The sequence below is a fragment of the Lentzea sp. NPDC051208 genome, assembly GCF_040682435.1.
GTDB classification, from domain to species: Bacteria; Actinomycetota; Actinomycetes; order Mycobacteriales; family Pseudonocardiaceae; genus Lentzea; species Lentzea kristufekii.
Window position 1 is genome coordinate 205,817 of the sequence record NZ_JBFBAW010000009.1, and the last position, 24,577, is coordinate 230,393.

23 protein-coding genes and 1 tRNA gene are annotated in these 24,577 nt (G+C 68.6%); 9 read left to right on the plus strand and 15 right to left on the minus strand.

The window, feature by feature from the left end:
* Positions 1 to 534: 534 nt before the first annotated feature.
* From rlmB to AB0M48_RS23470, 4 genes are read right to left on the minus strand one after another with little or no spacing between them, the layout of a single operon-like run.
* On the minus strand, positions 535 to 1,506 hold the full coding sequence (gene rlmB, locus AB0M48_RS23455) for a 23S rRNA (guanosine(2251)-2'-O)-methyltransferase RlmB (RefSeq protein WP_319985277.1): 972 nt from the start codon (positions 1,504 to 1,506) through the stop codon (positions 535 to 537).
* A gap of 5 nt (positions 1,507 to 1,511) precedes the next feature.
* Complete coding sequence (gene cysS, locus AB0M48_RS23460) at positions 1,512 to 2,906, minus strand: cysteine--tRNA ligase (protein ID WP_363845687.1); 1,395 nt, start codon at positions 2,904 to 2,906, stop codon at positions 1,512 to 1,514.
* Complete coding sequence (locus AB0M48_RS23465) at positions 2,903 to 3,526, minus strand: HAD-IA family hydrolase (protein WP_363845689.1); 624 nt, start codon at positions 3,524 to 3,526, stop codon at positions 2,903 to 2,905. Before AB0M48_RS23465 ends, cysS begins: the two co-directional genes overlap by 4 nt.
* A 25-nt stretch (positions 3,527 to 3,551) precedes the next feature.
* A complete protein-coding gene (locus AB0M48_RS23470) occupies positions 3,552 to 4,496 on the minus strand; it encodes a TIR domain-containing protein (protein WP_363845691.1) in 945 nt (314 codons plus the stop codon).
* A gap of 53 nt (positions 4,497 to 4,549) precedes the next feature.
* Between AB0M48_RS23470 and AB0M48_RS23475 the strand changes: the two genes are divergently transcribed.
* A complete protein-coding gene (locus AB0M48_RS23475; protein ID WP_363845693.1) occupies positions 4,550 to 4,846 on the plus strand; it encodes a DUF6191 domain-containing protein in 297 nt (98 codons plus the stop codon).
* Here the strand turns inward: AB0M48_RS23475 and AB0M48_RS23480 are convergent.
* The 4 genes from AB0M48_RS23480 to AB0M48_RS23495 are packed head-to-tail and all read right to left on the minus strand — an operon-like array spanning position 4,843 to position 6,921.
* Entirely contained in the window at positions 4,843 to 5,238 is a 396-nt protein-coding gene (locus tag AB0M48_RS23480) for a PPOX class F420-dependent oxidoreductase (RefSeq protein WP_363845990.1), read from the minus strand. The genes AB0M48_RS23475 and AB0M48_RS23480 overlap by 4 nt on opposite strands.
* A gap of 2 nt (positions 5,239 to 5,240) precedes the next feature.
* Positions 5,241 to 5,708: a 2-C-methyl-D-erythritol 2,4-cyclodiphosphate synthase gene (gene ispF / locus AB0M48_RS23485; RefSeq protein WP_363845695.1), complete on the minus strand. Its 468-nt coding sequence runs from the start codon at positions 5,706 to 5,708 to the stop codon at positions 5,241 to 5,243.
* Complete coding sequence (ispD, locus tag AB0M48_RS23490) at positions 5,705 to 6,397, minus strand: 2-C-methyl-D-erythritol 4-phosphate cytidylyltransferase (protein WP_363845697.1); 693 nt, start codon at positions 6,395 to 6,397, stop codon at positions 5,705 to 5,707. The genes ispF and ispD overlap by 4 nt, the downstream gene beginning before the upstream one ends.
* 35 nt (positions 6,398 to 6,432) lie before the next feature.
* Positions 6,433 to 6,921: a CarD family transcriptional regulator gene (locus AB0M48_RS23495; protein WP_012782996.1), complete on the minus strand. Its 489-nt coding sequence runs from the start codon at positions 6,919 to 6,921 to the stop codon at positions 6,433 to 6,435.
* Positions 6,922 to 7,181: 260 nt separating this feature from the next.
* On the opposite strand from AB0M48_RS23495, the gene AB0M48_RS23500 reads away from it, so the two are divergent.
* The gene (locus AB0M48_RS23500) at positions 7,182 to 7,946 is read left to right on the plus strand and encodes a hypothetical protein (RefSeq protein ID WP_363845699.1); all 765 of its coding nucleotides are present in this window, start codon (positions 7,182 to 7,184) and stop codon (positions 7,944 to 7,946) included.
* 188 nt (positions 7,947 to 8,134) lie between these two features.
* Here the strand turns inward: AB0M48_RS23500 and AB0M48_RS23505 are convergent, their stop codons facing one another.
* The gene (locus AB0M48_RS23505) at positions 8,135 to 8,569 is read right to left on the minus strand and encodes a hypothetical protein (protein ID WP_363845701.1); all 435 of its coding nucleotides are present in this window, start codon (positions 8,567 to 8,569) and stop codon (positions 8,135 to 8,137) included.
* 98 nt (positions 8,570 to 8,667) lie between these two features.
* Here AB0M48_RS23505 and radA point away from each other — a divergent pair, with 98 nt between their 5' ends.
* Both radA and AB0M48_RS23515 read left to right on the plus strand, forming a co-directional pair.
* Positions 8,668 to 10,146 (plus strand): DNA repair protein RadA, encoded by a 1,479-nt coding sequence (gene radA / locus AB0M48_RS23510; protein ID WP_363845703.1) that lies wholly within the window; start codon positions 8,668 to 8,670, stop codon positions 10,144 to 10,146.
* A gap of 45 nt (positions 10,147 to 10,191) precedes the next feature.
* On the plus strand, positions 10,192 to 10,725 hold the full coding sequence (locus AB0M48_RS23515; RefSeq protein ID WP_363845705.1) for a hypothetical protein: 534 nt from the start codon (positions 10,192 to 10,194) through the stop codon (positions 10,723 to 10,725).
* Positions 10,726 to 11,052: 327 nt separating this feature from the next.
* Here the strand turns inward: AB0M48_RS23515 and otsB are convergent, their stop codons facing one another.
* The 3 genes from otsB to AB0M48_RS23530 all read right to left on the minus strand — a co-directional run bounded on the left by otsB (position 11,053) and on the right by AB0M48_RS23530 (position 16,475).
* Positions 11,053 to 13,584, minus strand: coding sequence for a trehalose-phosphatase (otsB, locus tag AB0M48_RS23520; protein WP_363845707.1), 2,532 nt, complete (start codon positions 13,582 to 13,584; stop codon positions 11,053 to 11,055).
* Between the two features lie 44 nt (positions 13,585 to 13,628).
* A complete protein-coding gene (locus AB0M48_RS23525; RefSeq protein WP_363845992.1) occupies positions 13,629 to 15,062 on the minus strand; it encodes a trehalose-6-phosphate synthase in 1,434 nt (477 codons plus the stop codon).
* A 69-nt stretch (positions 15,063 to 15,131) separates the two neighbouring features.
* The gene (locus tag AB0M48_RS23530; protein ID WP_363845709.1) at positions 15,132 to 16,475 is read right to left on the minus strand and encodes a threonine/serine exporter family protein; all 1,344 of its coding nucleotides are present in this window, start codon (positions 16,473 to 16,475) and stop codon (positions 15,132 to 15,134) included.
* A 259-nt stretch (positions 16,476 to 16,734) separates the two neighbouring features.
* Between AB0M48_RS23530 and AB0M48_RS23535 the strand changes: the two genes are divergently transcribed.
* Positions 16,735 to 16,810: transfer RNA gene (locus AB0M48_RS23535), tRNA-Thr, on the plus strand.
* Between the two features lie 252 nt (positions 16,811 to 17,062).
* Positions 17,063 to 17,578 (plus strand): RICIN domain-containing protein, encoded by a 516-nt coding sequence (locus AB0M48_RS23540; protein ID WP_363845711.1) that lies wholly within the window; start codon positions 17,063 to 17,065, stop codon positions 17,576 to 17,578.
* A gap of 64 nt (positions 17,579 to 17,642) precedes the next feature.
* On the opposite strand, the gene AB0M48_RS23545 is transcribed toward AB0M48_RS23540, so the two are convergent.
* Positions 17,643 to 19,304 (minus strand): hypothetical protein, encoded by a 1,662-nt coding sequence (locus tag AB0M48_RS23545; RefSeq protein ID WP_363845713.1) that lies wholly within the window; start codon positions 19,302 to 19,304, stop codon positions 17,643 to 17,645.
* A gap of 40 nt (positions 19,305 to 19,344) precedes the next feature.
* Between AB0M48_RS23545 and mgrA the strand changes: the two genes are divergently transcribed.
* Positions 19,345 to 20,373: an L-glyceraldehyde 3-phosphate reductase gene (gene mgrA / locus AB0M48_RS23550; RefSeq protein ID WP_363845715.1), complete on the plus strand. Its 1,029-nt coding sequence runs from the start codon at positions 19,345 to 19,347 to the stop codon at positions 20,371 to 20,373.
* Positions 20,374 to 20,442: 69 nt separating this feature from the next.
* On the opposite strand, the gene AB0M48_RS23555 is transcribed toward mgrA, so the two are convergent.
* Together AB0M48_RS23555 and AB0M48_RS23560 are read right to left on the minus strand one after the other, a co-directional pair.
* Entirely contained in the window at positions 20,443 to 21,852 is a 1,410-nt protein-coding gene (locus AB0M48_RS23555) for a HAMP domain-containing sensor histidine kinase (protein ID WP_363845717.1), read from the minus strand.
* A gap of 8 nt (positions 21,853 to 21,860) precedes the next feature.
* Positions 21,861 to 22,559 (minus strand): response regulator transcription factor, encoded by a 699-nt coding sequence (locus AB0M48_RS23560; protein WP_266041914.1) that lies wholly within the window; start codon positions 22,557 to 22,559, stop codon positions 21,861 to 21,863.
* Between the two features lie 135 nt (positions 22,560 to 22,694).
* Here AB0M48_RS23560 and AB0M48_RS23565 point away from each other — a divergent pair, with 135 nt between their 5' ends.
* Both AB0M48_RS23565 and AB0M48_RS23570 read left to right on the plus strand, forming a co-directional pair.
* Complete coding sequence (locus AB0M48_RS23565) at positions 22,695 to 24,053, plus strand: ferredoxin reductase family protein (RefSeq protein ID WP_363845720.1); 1,359 nt, start codon at positions 22,695 to 22,697, stop codon at positions 24,051 to 24,053.
* Between the two features lie 14 nt (positions 24,054 to 24,067).
* The gene (locus tag AB0M48_RS23570; protein WP_319985259.1) at positions 24,068 to 24,571 is read left to right on the plus strand and encodes an FMN-binding protein; all 504 of its coding nucleotides are present in this window, start codon (positions 24,068 to 24,070) and stop codon (positions 24,569 to 24,571) included.
* The last annotated feature ends 6 nt before the right edge of the window (positions 24,572 to 24,577 follow it).

A 24,577-nucleotide genomic window follows, 5' to 3' on the forward strand; every position in this document is an offset into this window, starting at 1 on the left:
CCTACGCCGAGTCACGTCGCCCCCGCCGGTGGTAATCAATTCCTATCGACAATCACGGTAGAAGCTGTCTGACCGTTCAACGTCTGTCCTACCACAGTGTGTACCTAAACGGAGCAGGGCAGTTACCTAAAGTAGTTACAATAGCGAAACGTAGACCTGATCTTCTTCACAGTTGACCTCGGGATCGCCTGATTGGCCCCCAAATGGTCACGTAGTGTGTCAGCTGGTGCCAAACGGTGCCCGCAGCTCGGCCAACCGGTGCAGCCAGCACCGACTCCAGCACGGCCGGACAGGCGAATTGCGATCTACGTGAAGGTACCCCGCGCTCGGGAGTGGCGCGAAATAGGCCACGCGGTTTGTCATCCCGATCAGTTGCGAAGTTCTGGCAAGTGTGGAGATCTCGTTTCCCCGCCTGCGTGACGAAACCGGTTTCGCAGGCGGGAAAACGATCACTAACGTCGGCAATGAACGCGCTTAGCGTCGCGCACCGGCCTATATCGTCAGACAACGGTCAGACAAGACCCGTCAGTAGGTTCAGCCCTTGGCCGCGATACGACGGCGACGGGCGACTTCGGCCAGCACGACACCGGCCGCGACGGACGCGTTGAGCGACTCGACGCCGGTGGCCATCGGGATCGACACGGTCTGGTCGCAGGTCTCCTTGACCAGACGACCGAGACCGCGGCCCTCCGAGCCCACCACGACGACGAGCGGGCCCGTCGCGAGGTCGAGACCGTCCACGTCGACGTCACCGTCCGCGTCGAGGCCCACGATCATCAGGCCCGCCTCCGCCCAGTCGCGCAGCGTGCGGGTGAGGTTCGTGGCCATCGCGATCGGGATCTGGGCGGCCGTGCCCGCGCTGGTGCGCCAGGCGACCGCCGTCATCGACGCGCTGCGGCGCTGCGGCACCACGACGCCCTGCGCGCCGAACGCCGCGGCGGACCGCACGACGGCACCCAGGTTGCGCGGGTCCGTCACGCCGTCGAGCGCCACCAGCAGGGGCGGCGCACCGGAGCGCTGAGCCAGTTCGAGCAGCTCGTTCGGGGTCGCGTACTCGAACGGAGGCACCTGCAGGCCGAGGCCCTGGTGCATCGCGCCGCCGGTGATCCGGTCGAGCTCGCCGCGGGCCACCTCCAGCACGGAGATGCCCCGGTCGGCGGCCAGGCGCACGGCCTCGGCCACGCGGTCGTCCGCGTCGATGCCCAGAGCCACGTACAGCGCCGTCGCGGGAGTGCCCGCGCGCAGACACTCGACGACGGGGTTGCGGCCCGCCACGGTCTCCGCGGTGGCCTTCTCCTTCGTCTGCCGGCGCTGCGTCTTGCTCGCGTCGATCTTCGCCGCCACCTTGGCCCGCTTGTAGGCGGGGTGGTTCGGGCGTTCGGTCGCCTTCGGGGTCGGACCCTTGCCCTGCAGCCCCTTGGACTTCTGTCCGCCGGAGCCGGTGACCGCGCCCTTCTTCGAGCCCGGATTGCGCATCGCGCCCTTGCGCTTGGAATTGCCAGCCACGGAAGTCAGTCGTCCTTCAAAGTCCACTGCGGACCGTCGGGGGTGTCCTCGACGGCGATGCCCGCGTCGTGCAGCTGGTCGCGCAGTGCGTCAGAGCGCGCGAAATCCCTGCTCTTGCGGGCTTCTTGGCGTTCGACGAGAAGTCGATCCACCAGGGTGGTCAACGCCTGCCGCATGCCGAGGTCGGCAGTCGACGCGTCGTTCCACTTCGGCGACAACGGGTCGACGCCGAGGATGTCAGCCATCCGGCGCACGCACTCGGCGGCCGCACGGGCCGTCTCGTGGTCGCCGTCGGCAAGTGCCGTGTTGCCCTGGCGCACCTTGTTGTGCAGTGCCGCCACGGCTTGGGGGGTGTTCAGGTCGTTGTCCATCGCCACGACGAAGTCCGGGCACATCTCGCCGCGCAGCTGGACCTGACCAGTGCGTTCGGCGACGCGGCGCAGGAACGACTCGATGCGCCCGTAGGACGTCACCGCCTCCTGCAACGCCTCTTCGGAGTACTCGATGTGCGACCGGTAGTGCGGCGAGACCAGGTAGTACCGCAGCTCCTGGGCGCGGACCAGCTCCAGCATCGCCGGGATGGACACGGTGTTGCCCAGCGACTTGGCCATCTTCTCGCCGGACATGGTGACCCAGTAGTTGTGCATCCAGTAGTTCGCGAAGCCGTCACCGGCCGCGCGCGACTGGGCCTGCTCGTTCTCGTGGTGCGGGAAGATCAGGTCGAGCCCGCCGCCGTGGATGTCGAACGTGCTGCCGAGGTAGGTCGTGGCCATCGCCGAGCACTCCAGGTGCCAGCCGGGCCTGCCGTCGCCCCACGGGGTGGGCCAGGACGGCTCACCGGGCTTGGCGGCCTTCCACAGCGTGAAGTCGCGCGGGTCGCGCTTGCCGCGCAGCTCGGTCTCGCCCTGCTGCTGGTCGTCGAGCTTGCGGCCGGACAACGCGCCGTACTCGGGGAACGAGCGCACGTCGAAGTAGACGTCACCGTCGACGTCGTACGCGTGGCCCTTGTCGATCAGCCGCTGCATCAGCTCGACCATCTGCGTGACGTGCCCGGTGGCGCGCGGCGCGTACGACGGCGGCAGGCAGCCCAGCGCGTCGTAGGCGTCCTCGAAGGCGCGCTCGTGCGTGTACGCCCACTCCCACCAGGGCCGGTCGTGCTCGGCGGCCTTGGTGAGGATCTTGTCGTCGATGTCGGTGACGTTGCGGACCAGCGTGACGTCAGCGCCGTCGCGGGCGAGCCAGCGACGGAGGACGTCGAAGTTCAGGCCGCTGCGGACGTGCCCGATGTGCGGCACGCCCTGCACGGTCGCCCCACACACGTAGATCGACGCCGTTCCGTTGACCTGCGGGTGGAACTCCCGCATGGACCGGCTCGCCGTGTCGTAGATGTGGAGGCTCACACGGGAATGGTACGGGCCACATCCAAAAGAGCATTGGGGCGGTCACTCGTCGGAACCGGGTTGACGAGCCGGAAGGAGCAACCGATCGACTCCGCTCCGCCGTCGGCCTCCTCGCTGTCGCCGACCATGACGGCGTCGCGGGGATCGACGCCCAGCCGTTCGCACGCGGTGGTGAAGATCTTCGGGTCCGGCTTGATGACGCCTTCTTCGTAGGACAGCACGAACTCGTCCACGAGGTGCGTCAGGCCGTGCAGCTCGAAGACGCTGCGGATGTCCCAGCCGATGTTGCTGACCACGGCGACGGGGACGTCCTTCAGGTGCTCCAGCGTGGCCCTGGTGTCCGGGTAGGGCACCCACGACTCCGGGTTCAGCAGCTGGTCGTAGAACGCCTCGGCGTCCGCGACCAGCGCGTCCTTCAGGACCCTGACGTGGACCCAGCGGTGGACGTCGGGGTCGAGGTCGCGGCGGTGCCAGGCGTCCACGAGCTCGGGGTCCATGCCGTCGGCGATGCCGACCGGGGCCGTGAGGGCACGCATCAGGGGACCGTTCGACTCGAGCTCGGGGTGCTCGAGCCGGAACAGCGTGCCGGAGAAGTCGAAGAGCGCGGCGCGGATCGTCACGCCCCCGACTCTACGTGCCGAACGGCTAGGTGGTCTGGACCTTTTTGAGCTCGGCTTCCACCGGCGACGGGTCGTAGGACAGCGTGAGCACCAGATCGCCCGCACCGCGCTCGCTGGCGGTCGCGAACTCCTCGACGAACTGCTCGATCTGCTTGAGCGGCTGGTCGGCGAGCTGCGCGGCGGTGGCGTAGAGGGTGGTGAACCGGTCGGGCGTCGTGGTGCCGCGCAGGTCGGCGGACCAGTCGAGCAGGTTCTCGTACTGCTCGACGAAGCGGTTGGCGAGCAGGCGGATCTTGTCCTTGTCGCCCGGCCGGCCCGCCGGACCGAACGCCCACTGCTGCTTGCCCGGCGAGAGCAGCTCCGAGATGCCGTTGATGATCCCGTCGAACGTGCGCGAACGCGCCGTGAAGTAGTCCAGCGCGTCGGTGTCCGTGGTGATCGTCCGCCCGGCCGAGGCGAAGCCCATCTCGTGGCTGATCCGCTTGTCCTTGAGGTTGCGCATGTGCAGCCCCACGGTGTCGGAGAACAGCTGGTACTCCCAGCCCGCAGGCGGCGCGGCGACCGCGGCCCCGACCTTCTGCGCGATCATCCCGGCCAGTTCGCGCGGGGTGAGACGGCGCAGGTCGAGGTAACCGGTGCCGATGCGCAGCGCCGGGAGGTCGGTGTCGTCGAACCGGACCGGCAGCACGTACTCGGTGTCCGAGATCAGCGCGCGGTCGAACGCGGACTGCCGCTCGTGCTTGGTCCACATCTTCCTGGCGTAGTGCTCCGACACGAACATCACGCAGAAGCGCGAGTCGTGGCGGTAGATCTGGTCCAGGTGCTCGATGAGGTTCTTGCCCCAGAGATCGGCTTGCTCGTCGGTGTCGTAGAAACGGCTTACGCCCAGTTCGGTGAGGTGGCGGGCCACCTCGTCGACGTAGGGGCGGTCTTCGCCGGCGAAGGAGAGGCACACGTCGTACTTGGGCACGAGGCGCATGGTAGTGGCGGGAACCACACCGCTGTGCGGGGAGTTGGACAGGTATGAGCCTGGGGTTCCTGTTCGCGATGTCGTTACCCGCTCTGGTGGCGGCGCTGTTCCTGCTCGCCGTGGTCGAGCGGTTCGTGCGGAACAAGAAGAAGGGCACGCCGATGGCCACCGCGGGCATCGGCGAGCTCGGTGCCACGTTCGAGGCGGGCAAGCGCGACGAACTGGAGTACCGCAAGGAGGAACGGCAGCTGCGCGACGACGAGGGCGACCACGCGCCGCCGCGAAGCCGGGTGGACCTCGACGGCGGCACGGCCGTGCTGAAGGTGCCGGCGCAGCGGCAGCCCAGTTAGGCGTTGCCGGTGGTCTTGGTGACCTTGACGCGGACGATGACCCGGACGTTGTCCGTGCCGGCGTCGCCGGGGTAGTCCTTGCCGAGGTACTTGTGCGACAGCTCGTTGATGAGCTCGGCGCCGCCCTCGGTCGTCAGCGACGCCTCACCGCGGAACTCGCTGTACTGGTACGGGTTGTCCTTGTTGATGACGGTGATGCTCACCCGCGGGTCGTTGCGCAGGTGGCGTTCCTTCGCGCGGCCGACGACGGTGGAGAACAGCACGTCGTCACCGTCGCGCTTGATCCAGACGACGGAGGTCTGCGGGCTGCCGTCCTTGGTCAGGGTGGCGACAACCGCGTAGTTCGGGCTGTCGAGGAGTTCGCGCTGCGTTTCTGAAAGCGTGGCCATGATCGTCAGGCTACGGGGAGGAGCAGGGCCGTCGCGATCGCTGCGATGCCCTCGTTCCGCCCTGTGAGACCCAGGCCGTCCGTGGTGGTGCCCGCCACCGAGACCGGGCCGCCGACCGCGTCGGAAAGCGTTTGCTGGGCCTCTGCGCGGCGCTTGCCGATGCGCGGCTGGTTGCCGATCACCTGGACTGTGGCGTTTCCCACACGGAAGCCGGCCTCTTCGACGAGGCGGCGCACCTCCGTCAGCAGGACCACGCCGTGCGCGCCCGACCAGCGCGGATCCGACGTGCCGAAGACGGCGCCCAGGTCGCCCAGGCCCGCCGCGGAAAGCAGTGCGTCGCACAGCGCATGGGAAGCGACGTCGCCGTCGGAGTGGCCTGCACACCCGTCGACGCCTTCCCACAGCAGACCGGCGATCCAGCACTCGCGACCTGCTTCGATCGGGTGGACGTCGACGCCCTGGCCGATCCTCACTCCTGGCCTCCGCTGAACAGTGCTTCCGCGACCGCGAGGTCGAACGGGGTGGTGATCTTCATGGCGTGGGGGTGCCCGGGAACCGTGTGGACCGGGACACCGTTCTTTTCTACGAGACCAGCGTCGTCAGTCGCGGCAATACCGGAGCGATAGGCGGCTCTGAGAGTCTCGGCGCGGAAACCCTGCGGGGTCTGCACGACCCGCAGCGCGGCTCGATCAGGTGTGGAGACGACCACTCCGACCTCGTCCACCTGTTTGATCGTGTCGGCGACCGGCAACACCGGGATGACGGCGTCGTACCCGCCGCGCACGGCGGCGACGACACCGGCGATGACCTCGGGAGGGGTGAAGGCACGAGCGGCGTCGTGGACCAGCACGATCGAGGTGTCCGGAATCACGCGGAGCGCGTGGTCGAGGGCGAGCCGCACCGAATCGGAGCGTTGCGCGCCCCCTGAAAGCACGTGCACCGCCCCGCCGGCCGGGGCCAGCGAGGCGGTTGCGGTGTGCACTTGGTCCACATCGGAAGGTGGGGCGGCGATGACCACGTGCTGAACCTGGCCCGACTCGAACAGACCCTGAACGGCACGCGTCAACAGCGGTACACCGTTGACCGGCACGAGCGCCTTGGGCATCCCGTAGCCCAGACGCTCACCTCGCCCTGCCGCGGGCACGAGCGCGACAACACTCATGTTCGCGACTTACATCCGATGCTCTTGTTGAAGAACTACGAGGCAGTGGCGAGAACTTCGTCGAGGAGAACCTCGGCCTTGTCCTCGTCGGTGCCCTCGGCCAGCGCCAGCTCGCTGACCAGTATCTGCCGCGCCTTCGCCAGCATCCGCTTCTCGCCGGCGGAAAGCCCGCGATCCTTCTCGCGCCGCCAGAGGTCGCGCACCACTTCCGCAACCTTGTTCACGTCGCCAGAGGCGAGCTTCTCAAGGTTGGCCTTGTACCGCCGAGACCAGTTGGTCGGCTCCTCGGTGTGGGGAGCACGCAAGACCTCGAAAACCTTGTCGAGCCCTTCCTGGCCGACAACGTCACGCACGCCTACGATTTCGGCGTTGTCAGCGGGAACCCGAACGGTGAGGTCGCCCTGCGCTACCTTGAGAACGAGGTACTTCTTTTCCTCGCCCTTGATCACGCGGGTCTCGATTGCTTCGATGAGAGCGGCACCGTGGTGCGGGTAGACGACGGTCTCTCCGACCTTGAAAACCATGTGTCCTCTGCCCCTTTCGATGCCTCCATCCTAACACGTCCAGCAACCCTCCGATTGCTGCTCGAAGATCCGTTAGTGCTGGTCAGGGCCATGCGGGGGGTTGACAAACCACCTGTTCGCGTGCAAGGTACGTCCCATCGAAGATCGACTGGCAGCCCGTCGCGTCCTCGATTCGGGTCCCGGTTAGGCTCCTTGCCTGGTGGTTGTTCCCTAGGAAGGACGCTGGAGCCGTGAACTCAGGAGTGTCTCGCCGGTTTATCGTGACGGCAGCGCTGGCCGCTGGCCTCGGCCTGGTGGCGGTCGGCTGCAGCGCCGGTCAGGTCACCCAGACCGACACCCAGGTCGCCGCCGTCGACGGGGCGAGTGGCAACGCCGGCCCGATCGCGGTGCGCAACGTCATGCTCGCCTTCCCGGCGCACGACAACCGGTACAAGGACGGCGAGGACGCGCCGCTGACCTTCGTCATCGCGAACTCCGGGGCCACCCCGGACAAGCTGCTGTCGATCAAGTCGGAGGCCTCCGAGGCCGAGGCCGAGATCGTCGGCTCGAAGGACATCCCGGCGCAGTACGCGCTGCGTGCCGAGTACGACGCCTCGAAGGCGCCGACGAAGACCTCCGCGCCTTCGTCCTCCGCCGCCTCGTCGTCGGTCGTGCCGACCTCAGGTGTCCCGTCGTCGTCCGGCTCGGTGACGCCGTCGTCCGGTGCGCCGTCGTCTTCCGTCTCGTTGACGCCGTCCTCGGGTGCTCCCTCTTCGGGTGCGCCGTCCTCGGGTGCGCCGTCGTCCGCCGCGTCCTCGACCGGCCGCCCGTCGAACTCCTCCGCCGCGCCGACGGCCGTGGACCCGGGCCTCGAGGTGCTGCAGATCCGTTGCACGCTGAAGAAGCTCAACCGCGAGGTCGTGGCGGCTCAGACCGTCAAGATCACGTTCCTGTTCGAGAAGGCCGGTTCGCTGACGCTCGAGGTGCCGGTGGCACCGTCCGACCACAAGCGCACGAGCGAGAACCACGAGTCCGGCGGGCACTGACTCTTTGGCCGCGCCTCCGGCGCGGCGGCGAGTTCGCCGGGAAGCTGGTCGTCCGTCCGCCGCTTCGCCCCGATTGGGCTTCGCCGAATCGAGACGAAGAGGCGAACGGACGACCAGCGCGAACTCGCGGCAACGTGAGCATGCGACAACGCCGCTCCCCTGAGTTGGGGAGCGGCGTTGTCGTTTTTTCAGGAGGCCTGGAGCATCGGGCGGAACTTGTCGCGGTAGGCCCAGGCGAGGCCGATCTCGGCGGCGACCACGAGCAGCGCCATCACCATGCCGCTGGGCTCCAGGAAGACGTGGAACAGGAAGATGTTCACGACCATCGGGGCCAGCAGCGCCAGCGCCAGCGGCACGAACCGGCCGATGACCAGCAGGACGCCGGCGAGCAGCTGGACGCCCGACGCGAGCTGCAACATGTACCCGGTCGCGTAGAGCGCGGCGCTGAACGCCACACCTTCGGGTGCCATCGTGCTGGGGTCAGGGGCGGGCATGAACATGATGAAGCCGTTCAGGCCCGTCGTGGCGAAGAGCAGGCCGGTCAGCACGCGGGTGACGACGGTGGCGTAGCGGCCGAAGGCGAACTTGCGGGTCTGCGTCGCGGAAGCGGTTGCGGTGCTCACGGTGTCCTCCAGGTGTGTCGTGTCCTTCTGCTGATGCGTCGAACGGGCACGACGCCGGATCGACAAACCCGCCGAAAAATCTTGGAAGTTTCTCGAAGATGCGCCTGACCTGCGCATTCACGTTTCTGTCTTACCCTTGCTCTAACGTTCGATCTGTGGCGAAGACAGCGCGGCCGATCTTCCGGTGTGCCGAGTGCGGGCACGAGGTGGCGAAGTGGTTCGGCCGCTGCCCCGAGTGCCAGGCCTGGGGCAGCATCGAGGAACGAGGCACCGCGTCCGTGACGCGGGTGGTGGCGGGCGCCCCGACGTCGGCGGCCCGGCCGATCGGCGAGGTCGACATCGAGTCGGCACGGGCGCTCTCGACGGGCGTCAGCGAGTTCGACCGGGTGCTGGGCGGCGGCCTGGTGCCGGGTGCCGTCGTGCTGCTCGCCGGTGAGCCCGGCGTGGGCAAGTCGACTTTGTTGCTGGAGACGGCGCACCGGTGGGCTGAGAGCCACGGGCGTTGTCTCTACGTCACGGGTGAGGAGTCGGCGGGGCAGGTGCGGCTGCGCGCCGAACGCACCGGCAACCTCCACCCCGAGATGTACCTGGCGGCCGAGAGCGAGCTCAGCGCGTTGCTCGGGCAGGTCGACCAGGTGAAGCCGTCGATGCTGATCGTCGACTCCATCCAGACCATGTCGACGGTGAGCGTCGAGGGCGTGCCCGGCGGCGTCACGCAGGTGCGCACCGTCGCATCCGGACTGATCGCGATGGCCAAGGAACGCGGCCTCCCCGTTGTCCTGGTCGGACACGTCACGAAGGACGGATCCGTTGCCGGGCCTCGGGTTCTGGAGCACCTGGTCGACGTGGTGCTGCAGTTCGAGGGAGACCGCCACTCCAGTCTGAGGCTGCTGCGCGGCATCAAGAACCGCTACGGCGCGGCCGACGAGGTGGGCTGCTTCGAGCTGCGCGACGACGGCATCGCGTGCGTGCCGGACCCGTCGGGGCTCTTCCTCACGCGGCGCGAGAAGGCCGTCGAGGGCACCTGCGTCACGGTGATCGTCGAGGGCAAGCGTCCGATGCTCGGCGAGGTGCAGGCGTTGGTGGCCAAGACGAACCTGCCCGCGCCCCGGCGTGCGGTGAGCGGCCTCGACTCGGCGCGGATCTCCATGGCGCTCGCCGTGCTGGAGAAGCGCGGCAAGGTCAACCTGTTCCAGAAGGACGTCTTCACCGCGACCGTGGGCGGCATGCGGCTGGTCGAACCGGCCGCGGACCTCGCCGTGGTGCTGGCGGTGGCGTCGGCGGAACGCGAGATCGCACTCCCGGCCGACCTGGTCGTGCTCGGCGAGGTGGGGCTGGCCGGCGAGATCCGGCGCGTGAACGGCGTCGGCAAGCGGCTCAGCGAGGCCGCACGGCTCGGGTTCAAGAAGGCGCTGGTGCCGCCGGACCACGGGCCGCTGCCGGACGGTGTGCGGGCGCTGGTGGCGCACGACCTGGTGTCGGCGCTGGAGGTGCTGGGGCTCAACAGGAGGCGCAGCAGCAAGGGCGGCGACGGCAAGGGCGACGACAAGGGCGACGGCGGCACCGGCGACGACTGAGCGGCCCGGCGCGTGGGTCTGCGCGGGCCGTGATCGAATACGTGGGTGTTGGGGAGACACGACAGCGAGATCGGTGAGTTACTGCGGTTCGCGGCGGCCATGGTGCCCCCGGAGGTGCGGAGCGCCGACCTGCTCGACTACCTGGAACTCGAAGAGTGGGAGCTGGCTCTCCAACTGCTGGGGGAGTTCGACGGTCACACCTGGCAGACACCGCGTTACTGGGCCCTGCTGGCCGAGGCAGCGGCCGCGATGGACCAGGACGACGCCTGGTTCCGGTGGCGGTGCGTGGAGTCGATCCAAGGCGTGCTGCGGGTCGAGCTGACGCTGGCCGTCGACGCGGAACCGTTGCAGGCCAGGGGAGAACGCCCGATGTGGGACGTCACGGGCAAGCACCAGCGTGCGGCTGCGCTGTGGATCGAGTCCAAGCCCTTGCTGGGGCCGGGTGAACGCGCCACGGCACGGCTGAGGCCGTTCGTGCCGCCGGGGTGGGCACATCTCATCCGCGGCGACGTGATCGCGTTGCTGGGCGCCTCGCCGGGCACCGCGAAAATCATCGAGAAAGTTCCGCCGCGACCCTGAACACTCGACGTGAGGGAGCGTCAGGGCTGTCGCTGGACGAGGCGGACGCGGCCATGAGACGCGGGGTACTCGGCACACACACAGGTCCAGTACGACTTCATGCGCGGAATGGAGCGCCTTTCGGACGGTGAGCTGGACGAGGTGGGCGACGTGCTCAAGCTCGCCGTCGCTCAGGTGCCGCCGGAAGCGCGTACCAGTGCGGGGCTGGGCCGGGCCGACATCGAGGACGGTGACCGGATCGTCTACCAGCAGTACGGCCAGGACCAGGGCACCGCGACGATCATCGAGAAGGTGCCGCCGCGCCCCCAGGAGCGCGGCGGCGACACATCACTGCGAGAGCAGCTGGGCGCAGCGGATCAGGCCCAGGTGCGAGTACGCCTGCGGGTGGTTGCCCAGCGAACGCTCGGCGACCGGGTCGTACTCCTCGGGCAGCAGGCCGGTGGGGCCGGCCGCATCGACCATCTGCGTGAAGAGCTCCTCGGCCTCGGTGCGGCGACCCGTCAGCAGGTACGCCTCGATCATCCAGGCGGCGCAGAGGTGGAAGCCGCCCTCGTCGCCCGGCAGGCCGTCGTCGCGGTGGTAGCGGTACACGGTCGAACCGGACCGCAGCTCCGCCTCGATGGCGGTCACCGTCGACTGGAAGCGCTCGTCGGCCGGGTCGATGAGGCCCGACAGACCCACGAACAACGAGGCGGCGTCGAGGTCGTCGCCGTCGTAGGCCGTGGTGAACGACTGGACCTCGTCGTTCCAGCCGTTCTTGAGCACGTCCGTGGCGATCGTGTCGCGCAGCGGGACCCACGACGGGTCCAGCTCGCGGCCGAACTGCTCGCCGAGCTTGATCGCGCGGTCGATGGTCAGCCAGCACATGACCTTCGAGTACACGTGGTGGCGCGGCGCGTGCCGCTCCTCCCAGATGCCGTGGTCGGGCTCGTGCCAGCGGCGGGAGACGGCCTCGGCCATCGCCTGGACCATCGTCCAGTCGGCGTCCGACAACGAACCCCGCGCGGTGGCGAGAGAAACGACCAGGTCGACGACCGGGCCGAACACGTCGAGCTGCACCTGCTGGTTCGCGAGGTTGCCGACGCGCACGGGACGTGAGCCCGCGTAGCCGGGCAGCGACTCGATGACGGCCTCAGCGCCCAGCTGGGTGCCGTGCAGCGTGTACAGCGGGTGCAGCCGCTCCGGGCCCGGAATGGTCTCCAGGACGCGGTGCAGCCACGCCAGGAAGCCGTCGGCCTCCGCGTACGAGCCCACCGACACCAGCGCGGCGGCGGTCATCGCGCCGTCGCGCAGCCAGCAGTAGCGGTAGTCCCAGTTGCGGACACCGCCGAGCTCCTCGGGCAGCGACGTGGTGGCCGCCGCCATGATCGAGCCGGACTCCTTGTGCACCAGGCCGCGCAGCGTCAGTGCCGAACGCAGCACCAGGTCCGTCTGGACGGTCGGCAAGCGAAGCCCCGCCGCCCAGTCCGACCAGTAGCCCGCGGCGCGGTCACGACGCACGGACTCGGGCTGAGCGTGCTCGGAGAGGTCGTCGGTGCCGCAACGCAGTTCCAGCAACACCGGAGCGCCCTCGCGCGGCCGGACCACGGCGCGTGCGGTCTCCTGCATGCCGTCCGAGGTGATCTCCCAGTCGACACCGGGGGAACGCAGCACCATCGGGTCCGACGTGCCGACGACGCGCAGGCCGTCGCGCTCGCGCAGCAGCCGCACCGGCACCTGCCCGAACTCGGGTCGCGGCGCGAACGTGATCACCGCGTTGGTGGAGCCGCTGATCCGCCGGACGAGGTCCGTGCGGTGCGAGGCCAGGTCGTGCTCCAGGTAGTCCGACACCAGGAGGCGCGACCAGCGGGTCTCGACGATCATCGTGCCCGGCAGGTAGCGCTGGCCCAGCGGCAACGAGCCGTGCTCCGGCTTGATCGAGAAGTGGCCGGCGGCGGGGCCGCCGAGCAGGTCCGCGAAGATCGCCGCGGAGTCCGGCTCGGGGTGGCACAGCCAGTTGACCTTGGCGTCCGGCGTCACGAGAGCCACGGACCGCTCGTTCGCGAGCATGGTCAGGCGCTCGATCGGCACGGCCTGGTCGCCGTGCAGCCACGCGCGGCGCTCCTCCAGGAGGAACGCCAGCACCGTCGCCACGTCGGACGGGTCGGCCACGTAGTGCTGGGCCAGCGACTCACCGGGACCCACGCGGATGCCGAGGTCGGGGCCGTGCAGGCGCTCGAACGCCTTCTCGTCCGTCACGTCGTCGCCCAGGAAGATCGCCGCGGTGGCGCCGACCTGGTGCCGCAGGATGTCGAGGGCGTGGCCCTTGTTCGTCTCGACGACGGCGAGCTCGATGACGGCCTTGCCCTCGGTGACCTGCACACCTTCCCAGGTGCACGGGCCGGAGCGGACGGCGTCGAGCACCGCTGCGCCGATGGCCTCGCTCGCCGCACGGCGGACGTGCACGGCGATCGACGCGGGCTTCACCTCGAGCTGCACGCCCTCCTGGCCCTCGACGATCTCTTCGAGGTCGGTCTCGATGCGCCGCAGCAACGCCTTGGCGTCCGCGTCCAGCGCGTGGACGAAGCCGACGTCGAACTCGGAGCCGTGCGAGCCCACCAGGTGGACCTCGCCCGGCAGGCGGGAAAGGGTGGCCAGGTCGCGCAGCGCGCGACCCGAGATCACGGCCGATGTCGTCTCGTGCAGCGACGCGAGTGAACGCAGCGCGTTCACCGACTCCGGAAGCGGGCGGGCCTGCTCCGGGTCGCTCACGATCGGCGCGAGTGTTCCGTCGTAGTCGCTTGCGACCAGCAGTCGCGGGGTCCTGGCCAGCTGCACGATGGCACGGCGCAGTTCGGCGGGGAGGGCCTCGGCGGTCAACGCCCCTCCTGGAGCACTCGATGGGTCATGGGATCTGAAAGGATTCAGACCGAGGTCTGCGTGCCCAACGCCTCCAGGAACGACCTTGCCCAACGGTCAACGTCGTGGGTGAGGACCTGACGGCGCAGCGCGCGCATCCTACGGCGGCCTTCTGCGGGATCGATGTCGAGGGCGGCCTGAAGTGCGTTCTTGACACCGTCCAGATCATGGGGGTTCACCAGGAACGCACTGGTCAGTTCTGCGGCGGCGCCGGCGAACTCGCTGAGCACCAGAGCTCCACCAAGATCATATCGGCAGGCCACGTACTCCTTGCACACGAGGTTCATTCCGTCCCGAACGGGCGTGACGACCATGACGTCCGCCGCGCTCATGAACGCGACGAGCTCCTCGCGGTTCACCGACTGGTGCAGGTAGTGCACGACGGGCTTGCCGACGCGGCCGAACTCGCCGTTGATCCGGCCGACGGACTGCTCGATGTCCTGGCGCATCGTCTTGTAGTGGTCGACCCGCTCGCGGCTGGGTGTCGCGAGCTGGATCATCGCGACGTCCTCGGGGTCCACGCGTCCGTCCGCGATCAGCTCGTACAGAGCGCGGATCCTGACGTCGATGCCCTTCGTGTAGTCGAGACGGTCCACGCCCAGCAGGATGCGCTTCGGGTTGCCGAGATCCTCTCGAATCTGCCTCGCGCGGGCCTGCGTGTCCTTGCGGCGGGCCACCGCGTCGAGGCCAGCGCTGTCAATCGAGATGGGGAACGCGCCGACGCGCACGGTGCGGTCGCCGACCTGCACGACACCGGGCCTGGTCCGGACACCCACGGTGCCGCGGCTGGGCTCCAGACCGACGAGCCGGCGGGCCAGCCAGAGGAAGTTCTGCGCGCCACCGGGCCGGTGGAAGCCCACCAGGTCGGCGCCGAGCAGGCCGCGGATGATCTCCGTACGCCACGGGAGCTGCATGAACAGCTCGACCGGCGGGAACGGGATGTGCAGGAAGAAGCCGATCTTGAGGTCGGGCCGCTGCTCGCGCAGCATCGCCGGGACGAGCTGCAGCTGGTAGTCCTGCACCCACACCGTCGCGCCCTGGGCGGCGACCTTCGCCGTGGCGTCGGCGAACCGCTGGTTGACCTTCACGTAGGTGTTCCACCAGTGCCGGTGGAAGGCGGGCTGCGCCACGACGTCGTGGTAGAGCGGCCAGAGCGTGCCGTTGGAGAAGCCCTCGTAGTAGTCCTCGACCTCCTTGGCCGAGAGCTCGACGGGGTGCAGCAGCAGGCCGTCGTCCTCGAACGGCGGCACCTCGGTGTCGGCGACGCCGGGCCAGCCGACCCAGGCGCCGCTGTGTGAGCGGAGGAACGGTTCGAGCGCGCTCACGAGCCCGCCCGGGCTGTGTTTCCACCGCTCGGTGCCGTCAGGCAAGCGCTCCAGGTCAACCGGCAACCGGTTGGCCACGACTACGAATTCCGCCCCGTTCTCGCCAATCTCCATGCTCACGGAAAAGAGGCTAGTGCGGACGCGTCCTCTCGGCGTGTCGTGTAACCCCCGTCACAGCGAGTTTCACTCCAAACGACGTTCGGTGGGTTTGAGAGGTCCAGACATGCGCGGACCAGCGAACTTGCGCTCCAAACGGCCCAGTCCGGTGCGCACCGGCTGTGCCAGATACTCGCCGAACACGACACCTCCGGCCAGAGCGAGAGCAATGCCACTCGCGAAGACGAGGGTGCTCAAACCGGCCGGATCGCCCTCGGCGGTGAGCTGGAACAGGCCCCGGTACGTCGTCCAGCCCGGCAGCAGCGGGACCACGCCGGCCTGGACGACGACGAGCGTGGGGATGCGCAACCGGCGGGTCATCGTGGCGCCGCCGAACCCGGTGATCGCGGCGGCCACGGCGGAGCTGAGCAGTGCGTCGAGCCCGAGGCTCGTCATGAGGCCGTACGCGGCCGTGCCGATCGCGCCGGAGATGGCGGCGGCGACGAGCGCGCGGGGCCGGGCGTAACAGGCGAGCGCGAAGAACGCACTCGTCGCCGCGCCGGCCGCGAACTGCATCGGCACCGCGGAGATCAGGGCGGGCAACGGGTCGCTGAGCCGGATGTCCAGTCCGAAGTGGACGGCCGCGCGGATCGCCAGCGCGACCCCGGCGATCAGGCCCGCGCTGAGCAGCACGGTCTCGACCGTGCGGCCCGCGGCGGTGACGTTGTAGCCGGAGATCGCGTCCTGCACGGTGCTCACCAGTGCGAGCCCGGACAGCAGCACGACGATCCCGACGGCCACGAGCAGACTCGGCCGCACCGGCAGCAACCCGGTCGAGTAGATCGCCAGCGCGGCACCCGTGCCGAGCGCACCGCCGACGAGCTGCTGGAAGAAGAACGGCAGGTTGCGGCGGTTGAGGATTCGGCCGACCCGGTCGACCACCGCCGTGATGACCGCCGCGGTGAGCGCGAGCACCAGCCCACCGCCCACGAGGAACGCCACCGCGGCCGCCATTCCGCCCCACGCGGCGGTGGCCACCCAGCGCGGGTACGGGTGCTTGGCGTTCGTGATGTCCTCGAGCCGTGCGTGCGCTTCCTCGATCGGACCCAGGTTGCGCACGAGGTGTTCGACGTCGGCGAGCCGCGTGTAGTCGAGACCGCGCTGCCGGACGACGCGGATCGACGTGATCGGCATCGCCTCCGTGCCGCGATGACACGACACGCTGATAGAGGTGTAGATCACGTCTACTTCGGTGTGCGGGAGGCCATAGCTCTCGGTGACCGAGAGAATCGTGGCTGTCACATCGGCCGCACCGGCTCCACTGGCCATTTGGACCTCACCGATCTTGAGGGCGAGATCGAGTACCAGGTGAACCGTGGTGTCATCGGGCAGAGCGGGGCCGTGCAGGCTGTTCGTGGAAATCTTGGGCACCTCCGTCGTGTGATCGTGACAGGGCCTTCGACTGTTGCTGTGTCGTCTGCCACCTCCGATCGGGCGACCCGAAAAGGAGGACATGATCACTGTCTGTTGGTTACCCTCCTGACCTGGTCAAGGCGGTCAGTGGGGCGCATTGATCCACTCGGTTGGTTGGTCTGACTCCTGTCGGAGCAATCCGATCACACTGAGAGCAGACCGTTCGCCGCAGGTAGCACCCGCAACGGGCGCTTACGATGTTCGCGAACACGGACCGGCCGGCGTAGCTCAATTGGCAGAGCACTCGCCTTGTAAGCGAAAGGTTAGGGGTTCGATTCCCCTCGCCGGCTCCATTTCGGCTCCCCGGCCAGCCATGACGGCTGGTCGGGGAGCCTTCTTGCTTCTTCGGTCCCGCGACAGGGATTCCGGCACTATCCGCATCGATGTCTGTGCGCTGCGTAGTCGTTTGGCTCGGATCAGTTTGGAAACCGGCTGCGCACCGCGCCGGTTCACCGATACGCTCGCCGCACATCGACCACGCAGCAATTGGGGGATTGCGGATGTCGTTTCTTCGTCTTGTCCTGGTCATGGCGACCGCTCTTTTGATGGTCGCGACACTGAACACCACCGCGCAAGCCGCGGAGAAAATCACCTACGTCAAGCGCACGGGTGAAGTGACGGCCCAGTACCTCAGCACCTGGACCAACATCAACACCGGCCGTTGTCTGGCGATCAGGGCGGCGAGCAACTACAACGGGTCGCCCGCGTTCCAGCACGACTGCGGGTTCGCGGACCAGGTCTGGAACCTCTGGTACATCGGCTACGACCGGTGGGAGATCCGGAACGCGTACACGGGCCGCTGCCTCGCTATCAAGGCAGCGGACAACTACAACGGGTCGCCCGCGTTCCAGTACGACTGCCTGGGCTTCGACGACCAGCGCTGGTTCGTCGTCGACGCCTACGACTCCGTGGGCCATTACCTGCACAGCTTCGCGATCAACAACTACACCGGTCGTTGCCTCGCGGTGAGGTCTGCGGACAACTACAACGGGGCGCCGGCATTCCAGCACGACTGCGTCACGTCCTACAGCGACCAGCAGTGGAAGATTCGCAACGCGTGAATCCGGAATCCGGGCAACTGAAGTGAGGAACAAGGCCGCGGTCGGTCGACCGCGGCCTTGTTCGTCAGCTTTTGCGAACGAGTCCGGTGAAGCCCGCGACGCTGAGTGTGGCGAACGACCACCCCAGGATCTGCACCACCCAGCCTGCTCCGGTCGCCCACTGCCCGGCTGGTCCGTTCGCCAGTTCGCATCTCGGTGTGCCACCCAGCTTCACCAGGGGGATCGCCAGATCCGCCGCAAGACTGATCCTGTTCACCGGTGAACACGCGTCGGCGGGGCGGTCCTTGGCCGGTGTCAGACCGTTGTGGGCGCTGGCCGTCCACACCAGACACAGCCCGAGCAGGAACGTGACGAGCAGGCCGATCACCGCCCTGGAGGGCCGGTAGCCGTAGCCGAGCGTGACGCCGAGAAACCAGTGCCACAGCTTGTTGCCGGGGTCGCCGTGCCGGCGGAGGTCCTCCTGCTGCGCGATCAGGACTTTGCGTGCGGTGTGCTCGTGGCCTGCGGCGCGGTGGACGGCGGCGAGTTGTTGGTACGGCTGGGCTTCGTAGTGCCTTGTGTGGTCACGCAGCATCGTGAGCCACACGGCGGTGTTCCGCGGCGGATTCGGATAGGTCAGGCCGTCCACCGTCACGGTGAAGACGCCGGCGTCGATCAGTTCCGACTCGCCGAGGTCGAGCCTGTTGCCCACGTCCGTGTTGGACAGGTCGACCTCGTAGCCACTGCCGTGATTGACGATCTTCGTGGACTCGATGACGAGCTCGCTGTTCACGGTGGCGTCGGTGAGGTCCACGGCGGCCTGGCTGGTGTCCGTCCTGACAGTGGAGTCCGTGATCGTGACGCTCGCGCCCACCTTCGTCCTGTGCAGAACGAGGGCTTGGCCGTCGTCGGCTCGCACTGTTCCGTGGAGGACCAGCCCGGCGCCGACGCTCGTGTCGATCATGCGGATCGTGTCGTTGCTGGTCGAGCGGGCGTCGAAGCCGACGAGCCAGACCTCCTGCGTGAACTGTGCGCCGTCGAGGAGGAGCGCTGAGCCTGCGGCGGCGCGCAGCACCGTCCCGTACATCCGCAGGTTCATGGCCGTGGCATCGGTCAGTGACACCGCCGAGTGCGCGCCGCCCGCCTTGACGAAGGCTCTGTTGAGCGTGAGGCCTCCGCTGATCTTCGCGTTGGTTCCGACGAAGGCGGCGCCCGACTCGTTGACGATCACCGCCTCCGACAGGTCCACGCCGCCGCCGACCTCGCAGCCGTCGAGCCAGACCCGGCTCGCGAACAGCCGCTCGGCGTCCACGCTGCGGCTGACGTGCAGACCGGACGCGAACAGCGGCATCGCGGTGGCGCCGGACAGCAGAAGCGAACCGTCGACGCGCGCGTTCTGCAGGTCGACGATCCCGGTGCAGCGGGTGCCCCGCATCGTGAGGTAGCGAGTGCGCAGGTTCTCCGCGTTGAGCTCCGGCAGCGTGGACCCGTCGAGTGAGAGCGCCGGCAGTTCGGCGCCGTACATCGAAAGCGGTTCCTCGAAGACGCAGTTGTCCAGCTGCAGTGCGGTCGAGGTGCTGATGAAGTCCAGATCGAGCGCGCCGGTGATGCGAGCACCGGACAGCAGAAGACCACGCGGGTCCACGGTTCCCGAACGCAGCAGGCCGCGGATCGCTTCGGCGCGCAGCACGTTGTTCCCACGCAGTGAGAGGTCGAGCACCTCGCCGGCCTCGGCGGCGCGGATCATGTCCTGCTCTGTCCTACTGGGACGTGACATTGTGGGACCCATGTCCTACCTCGCGGATAGCGCGCGCTACGACCAGATGACCTACCGGCGGACGGGACGCAGCGGCCTCAAGCTGCCCGCCATCTCGCTCGGTCTTTGGCACAACTTCGGCGGTGACCGGCCCTACGAGCTGGGCCGCGGAATCGCGCGGAGGGCGTTCGACCTCGGTGTCACGCACTTCGACCTCGCCAACAACTACGGTCCGCCCTACGGCTCGGCGGAGATCACCTTCGGGCAGATCCTGAAGGATGATCTCAGGCCGTACCGCGACGAGCTGGTCATTTCGACAAAGGCCGGCTACGACATGTGGGACGGCCCGTACGGGGAGTGGGGCAGCCGCAAGTACCTGCTCAGCTCGCTCGACCAGTCGCTGACCCGGATGGGCCTCGACTACGTCGACATCTTCTACTCCCACCGGTTCGACCCGGAGACGCCGCTCGAGGAGACCATGGGCGCGCTCGTGTCCGCCGTCGGGCAGGGCAAGGCGCTCTACGCCGGCATCTCGTCGTACTCGCCGGTCAAGACCCGCGAGGCCGCCGAACTGCTCCGGTCCGCCGGTGTGCCGCTGCTGATCCACCAGCCGTCGTACTCGATGCTCAACCGCTGGATCGAGCCGGAGCTGCTGGACACGCTGGAGGAGGTCGGCGCGGGCTGCATCGCGTTCTCGCCGCTCGCGCAGGGCATGCTGACCGACCGCTACCTCAACGGTGTTCCCGAGGGCTCGCGCGCCTCGCAGAACAAGTCGCTGTCGACGGACCTGCTCACCGACGAGAACCTCGCCCGCATCCGGTCTCTCAACGAGATCGCGAAGTCGCGTGGCCAGTCGCTCGCGCAGCTCGCGCTGACCTGGACGATCCGCGACCCGCGCGTCACGTCGGCGTTGATCGGGGCGTCCTCGGTGGGGCAGCTGGAGCAGAACCTCGCGGCCCTGCAGGCGCCGCCGCTGACCGACGACGAGCTGGCCGAGATCGACAAGCACGCCGTCGAGTCGGGCATCGACCTGTGGGCGCCGTCGTCCCAGGCGGAATGAGCAGGCTGTAGCGCACGCGGGGAGCTTTCGTGCGCTCTGACCGCACGCGGGGGCCCCGCGTGCGGTCAGTCACGCCGTGTGCCGGGGGAGGCGGATCGTGAAGACCGTCGACCCCGGCCGGCTCGCCAGCTCGATCGTGCCGCCGTGCGCCTCCACCAGTGACTGGACCACGGCGAGCCCCAGGCCGCTGCCACCGCGCTGGCGGGTCCGCGAGTCGTCCACCCGGTAGAACCTGTCGAAGATCCGCGCCTGGTCCGCCGCCGGGATGCCGGGCCCGCTGTCGCTCACCCTGATCACCGCCCAGCCGTTCTCGGCCGTCACCTTCAACGCCACGGCCGTGCCCGCGGGCGTGTGCACGGCCGCGTTGGTCAGCAGGTTGTCGAGCACCTGCCGCAACCGCGTCGGGTCCGCGGTCATCGTCACCGTGTCGGCGTCGACGTCCAGCACGTGCGACGGCCTGCCCGCGCGGAACGCGTCCGCCGCGGCTTCCGCGATCACCGAGAGGTCCAGCTCCTCCGGTCGCAGCGGTGGCTCGGTCGCCGCCGAGTCCAGGCGGGCCAGCAACAACAGGTCGTCGAGCAGCACGCTCATGCGTGCCGCCTCCGACCGCAGCTTCTCCAGGTGCTTCTCGCGTTCGCCCGGCTCGTTGGCCGCCGCGTACTTGAAGAGGTCCGCGTAACCGCGCAACGAGGTGAGAGGCGTCCTCAGTTCGTGCGAGGCGTCGGCGATGAACCGGCGCAGGCGTTGCTCTGCGGCCGTGCGCGCGACGAGGGAAGTGTCGATGTGCGCGAGCATCTTGTTGAACGCCTCGCGCAGCTCCTCGACCTCGACACCGCCGCCCCGTCCGTCCACGCGCACGGCGAGGTCACCCGAGTCGGTCAGGTCGTGCGACGAGATGTCGTGCGCGGTGTCGGCCATGTCCGACAGCGGCTGCATGCCCTTTCGGATCAGCGCCTGACCGCCCACCACCAAGGTGATCAGAGCGGCCAGGAACGCGATCACGCCGACCGTGACCAGCTGCGAGATCGTGCCGTCCCGGTCCTGCATCGGGGCGGCGCTGACCACGATCCACTCGTCCTTGACGACCTGGCAGGCGCGCAGCCGGAACTTGCCCTCGCCGCGCAGGTACTCGGTCTGGAACTCGTCGGCGGTCAGCGCCCTCTTCGCGAGGGCGTCGAACTCCTCGCGGTCCGCCGGCTGCTGGCTGCCCGGCTGTGGTTGCAGCTCACCGTTGTCGATCTTGTAGACGACGGCGAACCAGTCCGGCGGGATCTTGGTGATCTTGCCGTAGTTCTCGACCTCCTTGGCCGCGCCCTGCTGGCTGATCACCATCTGGTCGTCGAGCCGGCGGTCGAGGAAGTCCTTCATCGACGTGACCATGACCCAGCCGACGATCACGAACACCGTCAGCGCGAGCGCGCCGAGGCCCAGAGCGAGGCGGGTGCCAAGCCGCCAGTCGCGGACGGGCTTGAGCTTCATCGCCGGGCTCACTCCGCTGCTCGGCGGAGCACGTACCCCACACCGCGCACGGTGTGGATCAACGGCTCGCGGCCGTCGTCGAGCTTGCGGCGCAGGTGGGAGATGACGAGCTCGACCACGTTCGAACGGCCGCCGAAGTCGTACTCCCACACGTGGTCGAGGATCTGCGCCTTCGTCAGCACGGCCGGCGAGCGGCGCATCAGGTACCGCAGCAGCTCGTACTCGGTGGGCGTCAGCGTCACGAGCTTGCCGCCGCGACGGACCTCGCGGGTGTCCTCGTCCATCACCAGATCGGACACCTTCAGCACCGATCGCTTCCACGACGGACCCGTCGAGCGGCGCAGCACGGCCCGGAGCCGTGCCATCAGCTCCTCGACCGAAAAAGGTTTCACGAGGTAGTCGTCGCCACCTCGGGTGAGCCCCGCCACCCGGTCCGCGGTGCCGTCACGGGCCGTCAGGAAGACGACCGGCACCATCGCGCCGGCCGCTCGCATCCGATCGAGAACGGTGAATCCGTCCAGGTCAGGCAGCATGAGGTCGAGCACGACGATGTCGGGTTGGAACTCGGCGGCCTCTCTGAGGGCCTCTTCGCCGCTGAGCGCGGTCGCGGCCTGCCAGCCCTCGTACCGGGCGACCGTCGCGACCAGGTCAGCGATGTGCGGCTCGTCGTCCACGACGAGCAATCGAACCGAATTCCCCTTGTCCACGTGCTCATGGTGCGTCACCTGATGGCTCTCCCGCTCGATCGACAGGAACTCGACAGCGCGGGCAAAGCGGAGCCACAGCTCGAACGCACAGGATCGAGACCGGCCGACAGAGACCGCCTGACCGAGGAGCCCGCCGTGACGACCACCCTGCAGCCTCCCGTGCGACCGGCTTCGGCCGGCCGCGCGACGCCGCACAAGGTGCTGGCCAAAGCCGGCCTGTACGTGTTCCTCCTCGCCAACGCGGCCTTCGTGACGTACCTGTTCAACGCGGCGGGCGTCGGCTCGAACAAGCTGATCAACTTCGGCCGGCTCGCGGGCCTGTACGGCGCGCTCGCCATGGCGTTCCAGCTGCTCCTGGTGGCGCGGCTGCCGTGGCTCGACCGGCGCCTGGGCATGGACAAGCTCACCTCGTGGCACCGCTGGGTCGGCTTCACGATCTTCTTCACGCTGGTCGGTCACCTGGTCTTCATCGCGTTCGGCAACGCGGGCCCCGACGGTCCGGTCGCCGAGGTCATCCGGCAGGCGACCGAGCTGGAGGGCATCCTCCGCGCGCTGGTGGCGTGGGCGATCATCATGGTCGTCGGCACCGTCTCGGCCCGCTTCGCGCGGCGCCGGATGGCCTACGAGACCTGGCACTTCATCCACCTGTACACCTACATCGCGATCTTCCTCGCGTTCTCGCACCAGGTCGCGGTGGGCAGCACGTTCCGCAAGTCCGCGCTCGCGACCGGCTACTGGTGGGGCCTCTGGGCGTTCGCGCTCGGCTCCGTCCTCATCGGACGCGTGGTGCTCCCGCTCTACCGCAACTGGCGGCACCAGTTCCGCGTCGCCGCCGTGGTGCCCGAGGCGCACAACGTCGTCTCGGTCTACATCGAAGGCAAGGACCTCGACCGGCTCGGCGCCAAGGCGGGCCAGTTCTTCCTCTGGCGCTTCCTGACCAAGGACCGCTGGTGGCAGGCCAACCCGTTCTCGCTGTCCGCGGCGCCGAACGGCAAGTACCTGCGCCTCACCGCGAAGGCCCTGGGCACCGGCAGCGCGGACATCCGCAACATCGAGGTCGGCACCCGCGTGTTCGCCGAGGGCCCGTACGGCGCCTTCACGACCATGCACCAGATCAAGCCCAACGCGCTGCTCGTCGCGGGCGGCGTCGGCGTCACGCCGGTCCGCGCGCTGCTGGAGGAGATCAAGGGCCACGTCGTGGTGCTCTACCGGGTCAGCGACCCGCGTGAAGCCGTGCTGCTGCGTGAGCTCGAAGGCCTCGCACGCAGCAAGGGCGCGGTGCTGCGCCTGGTCACCGGTTCCTCGAAGACCATCACCGCGAACGGTCCGCTGCTCGGCCCGGAGAACATCGTCGCGCTCGTGCCGGACGTGCAGGACCGCGACGTGTTCATCTGCGGCCCCGGCGGCATGACCGACACGGTGATCACCAGCCTCGACGAACTGGGAGTGCCCAGCAACCAGATCCACGCCGAGCGCTTCGCGCTGGCCAACTGAGAGGGTCCGACGACGTGAAAAGGGCAATTCCCGTTCTGGCGCTGAGCGTGGCCGGCCTGGTTCCGGTCTGGATCTACTCGCCGGGTGCCGCGCACGAGGGCGAGATCAACGAGGCCGCCGCCGCACCACCGGCCCAGACCCAGCAGCAGACGACGGCACCGCGGACGACGGCACCGCAGACCACCGGCTCCGCGCCGAAGGCGACCGGGGCCGCGCCCAAGACGACCCAGCAGCAACAGACCACGCAGCAGCAGGCCCAGAACCGCACCGTGCCCGGCCCCGCGGTGAACACGTCCGAGGGCACCGTGCAGGTGCAGGTGACGTTGCAGGGCACCAAGATCGTCGACGTGAAGGCGTTGCGGGCGCCCAACAGCAACCCGACCAGGATGGCGCTGCCGCTGCTGCGAGAGTCGGCCCTGAAGGCGCAGAGCGCGGACATCGACACGGTGTCCGGCGCGACCGCGACCTCCGAGGGTTACAAGCAGTCGCTGCAGGCCGCGATCGACGGGGCGCAGTAGAAGTGG

What these genes read in the sequence shown, in the direction of transcription:
- AB0M48_RS23525 (WP_363845992.1), bottom strand. Translation starts at nt 15,062, where the DNA reads ATGGAGATTGGCGAGAACGGGGCGGAATTCGTAGTCGTGGCCAACCGG.
- AB0M48_RS23475 (WP_363845693.1), top strand. Translation starts at nt 4,550, where the DNA reads ATGAGCCTGGGGTTCCTGTTCGCGATGTCGTTACCCGCTCTGGTGGCG.
- AB0M48_RS23495 (WP_012782996.1), bottom strand. Translation starts at nt 6,921, where the DNA reads ATGGTTTTCAAGGTCGGAGAGACCGTCGTCTACCCGCACCACGGTGCC.
- mgrA (WP_363845715.1), top strand. Translation starts at nt 19,345, where the DNA reads ATGTCCTACCTCGCGGATAGCGCGCGCTACGACCAGATGACCTACCGG.
- AB0M48_RS23540 (WP_363845711.1), top strand. Translation starts at nt 17,063, where the DNA reads ATGGTCGCGACACTGAACACCACCGCGCAAGCCGCGGAGAAAATCACC.
- ispD (WP_363845697.1), bottom strand. Translation starts at nt 6,397, where the DNA reads ATGAGTGTTGTCGCGCTCGTGCCCGCGGCAGGGCGAGGTGAGCGTCTG.
- AB0M48_RS23545 (WP_363845713.1), bottom strand. Translation starts at nt 19,304, where the DNA reads ATGATCCGCGCCGCCGAGGCCGGCGAGGTGCTCGACCTCTCACTGCGT.
- radA (WP_363845703.1), top strand. Translation starts at nt 8,668, where the DNA reads ATGCGCCTGACCTGCGCATTCACGTTTCTGTCTTACCCTTGCTCTAAC.
- AB0M48_RS23555 (WP_363845717.1), bottom strand. Translation starts at nt 21,852, where the DNA reads ATGAAGCTCAAGCCCGTCCGCGACTGGCGGCTTGGCACCCGCCTCGCT.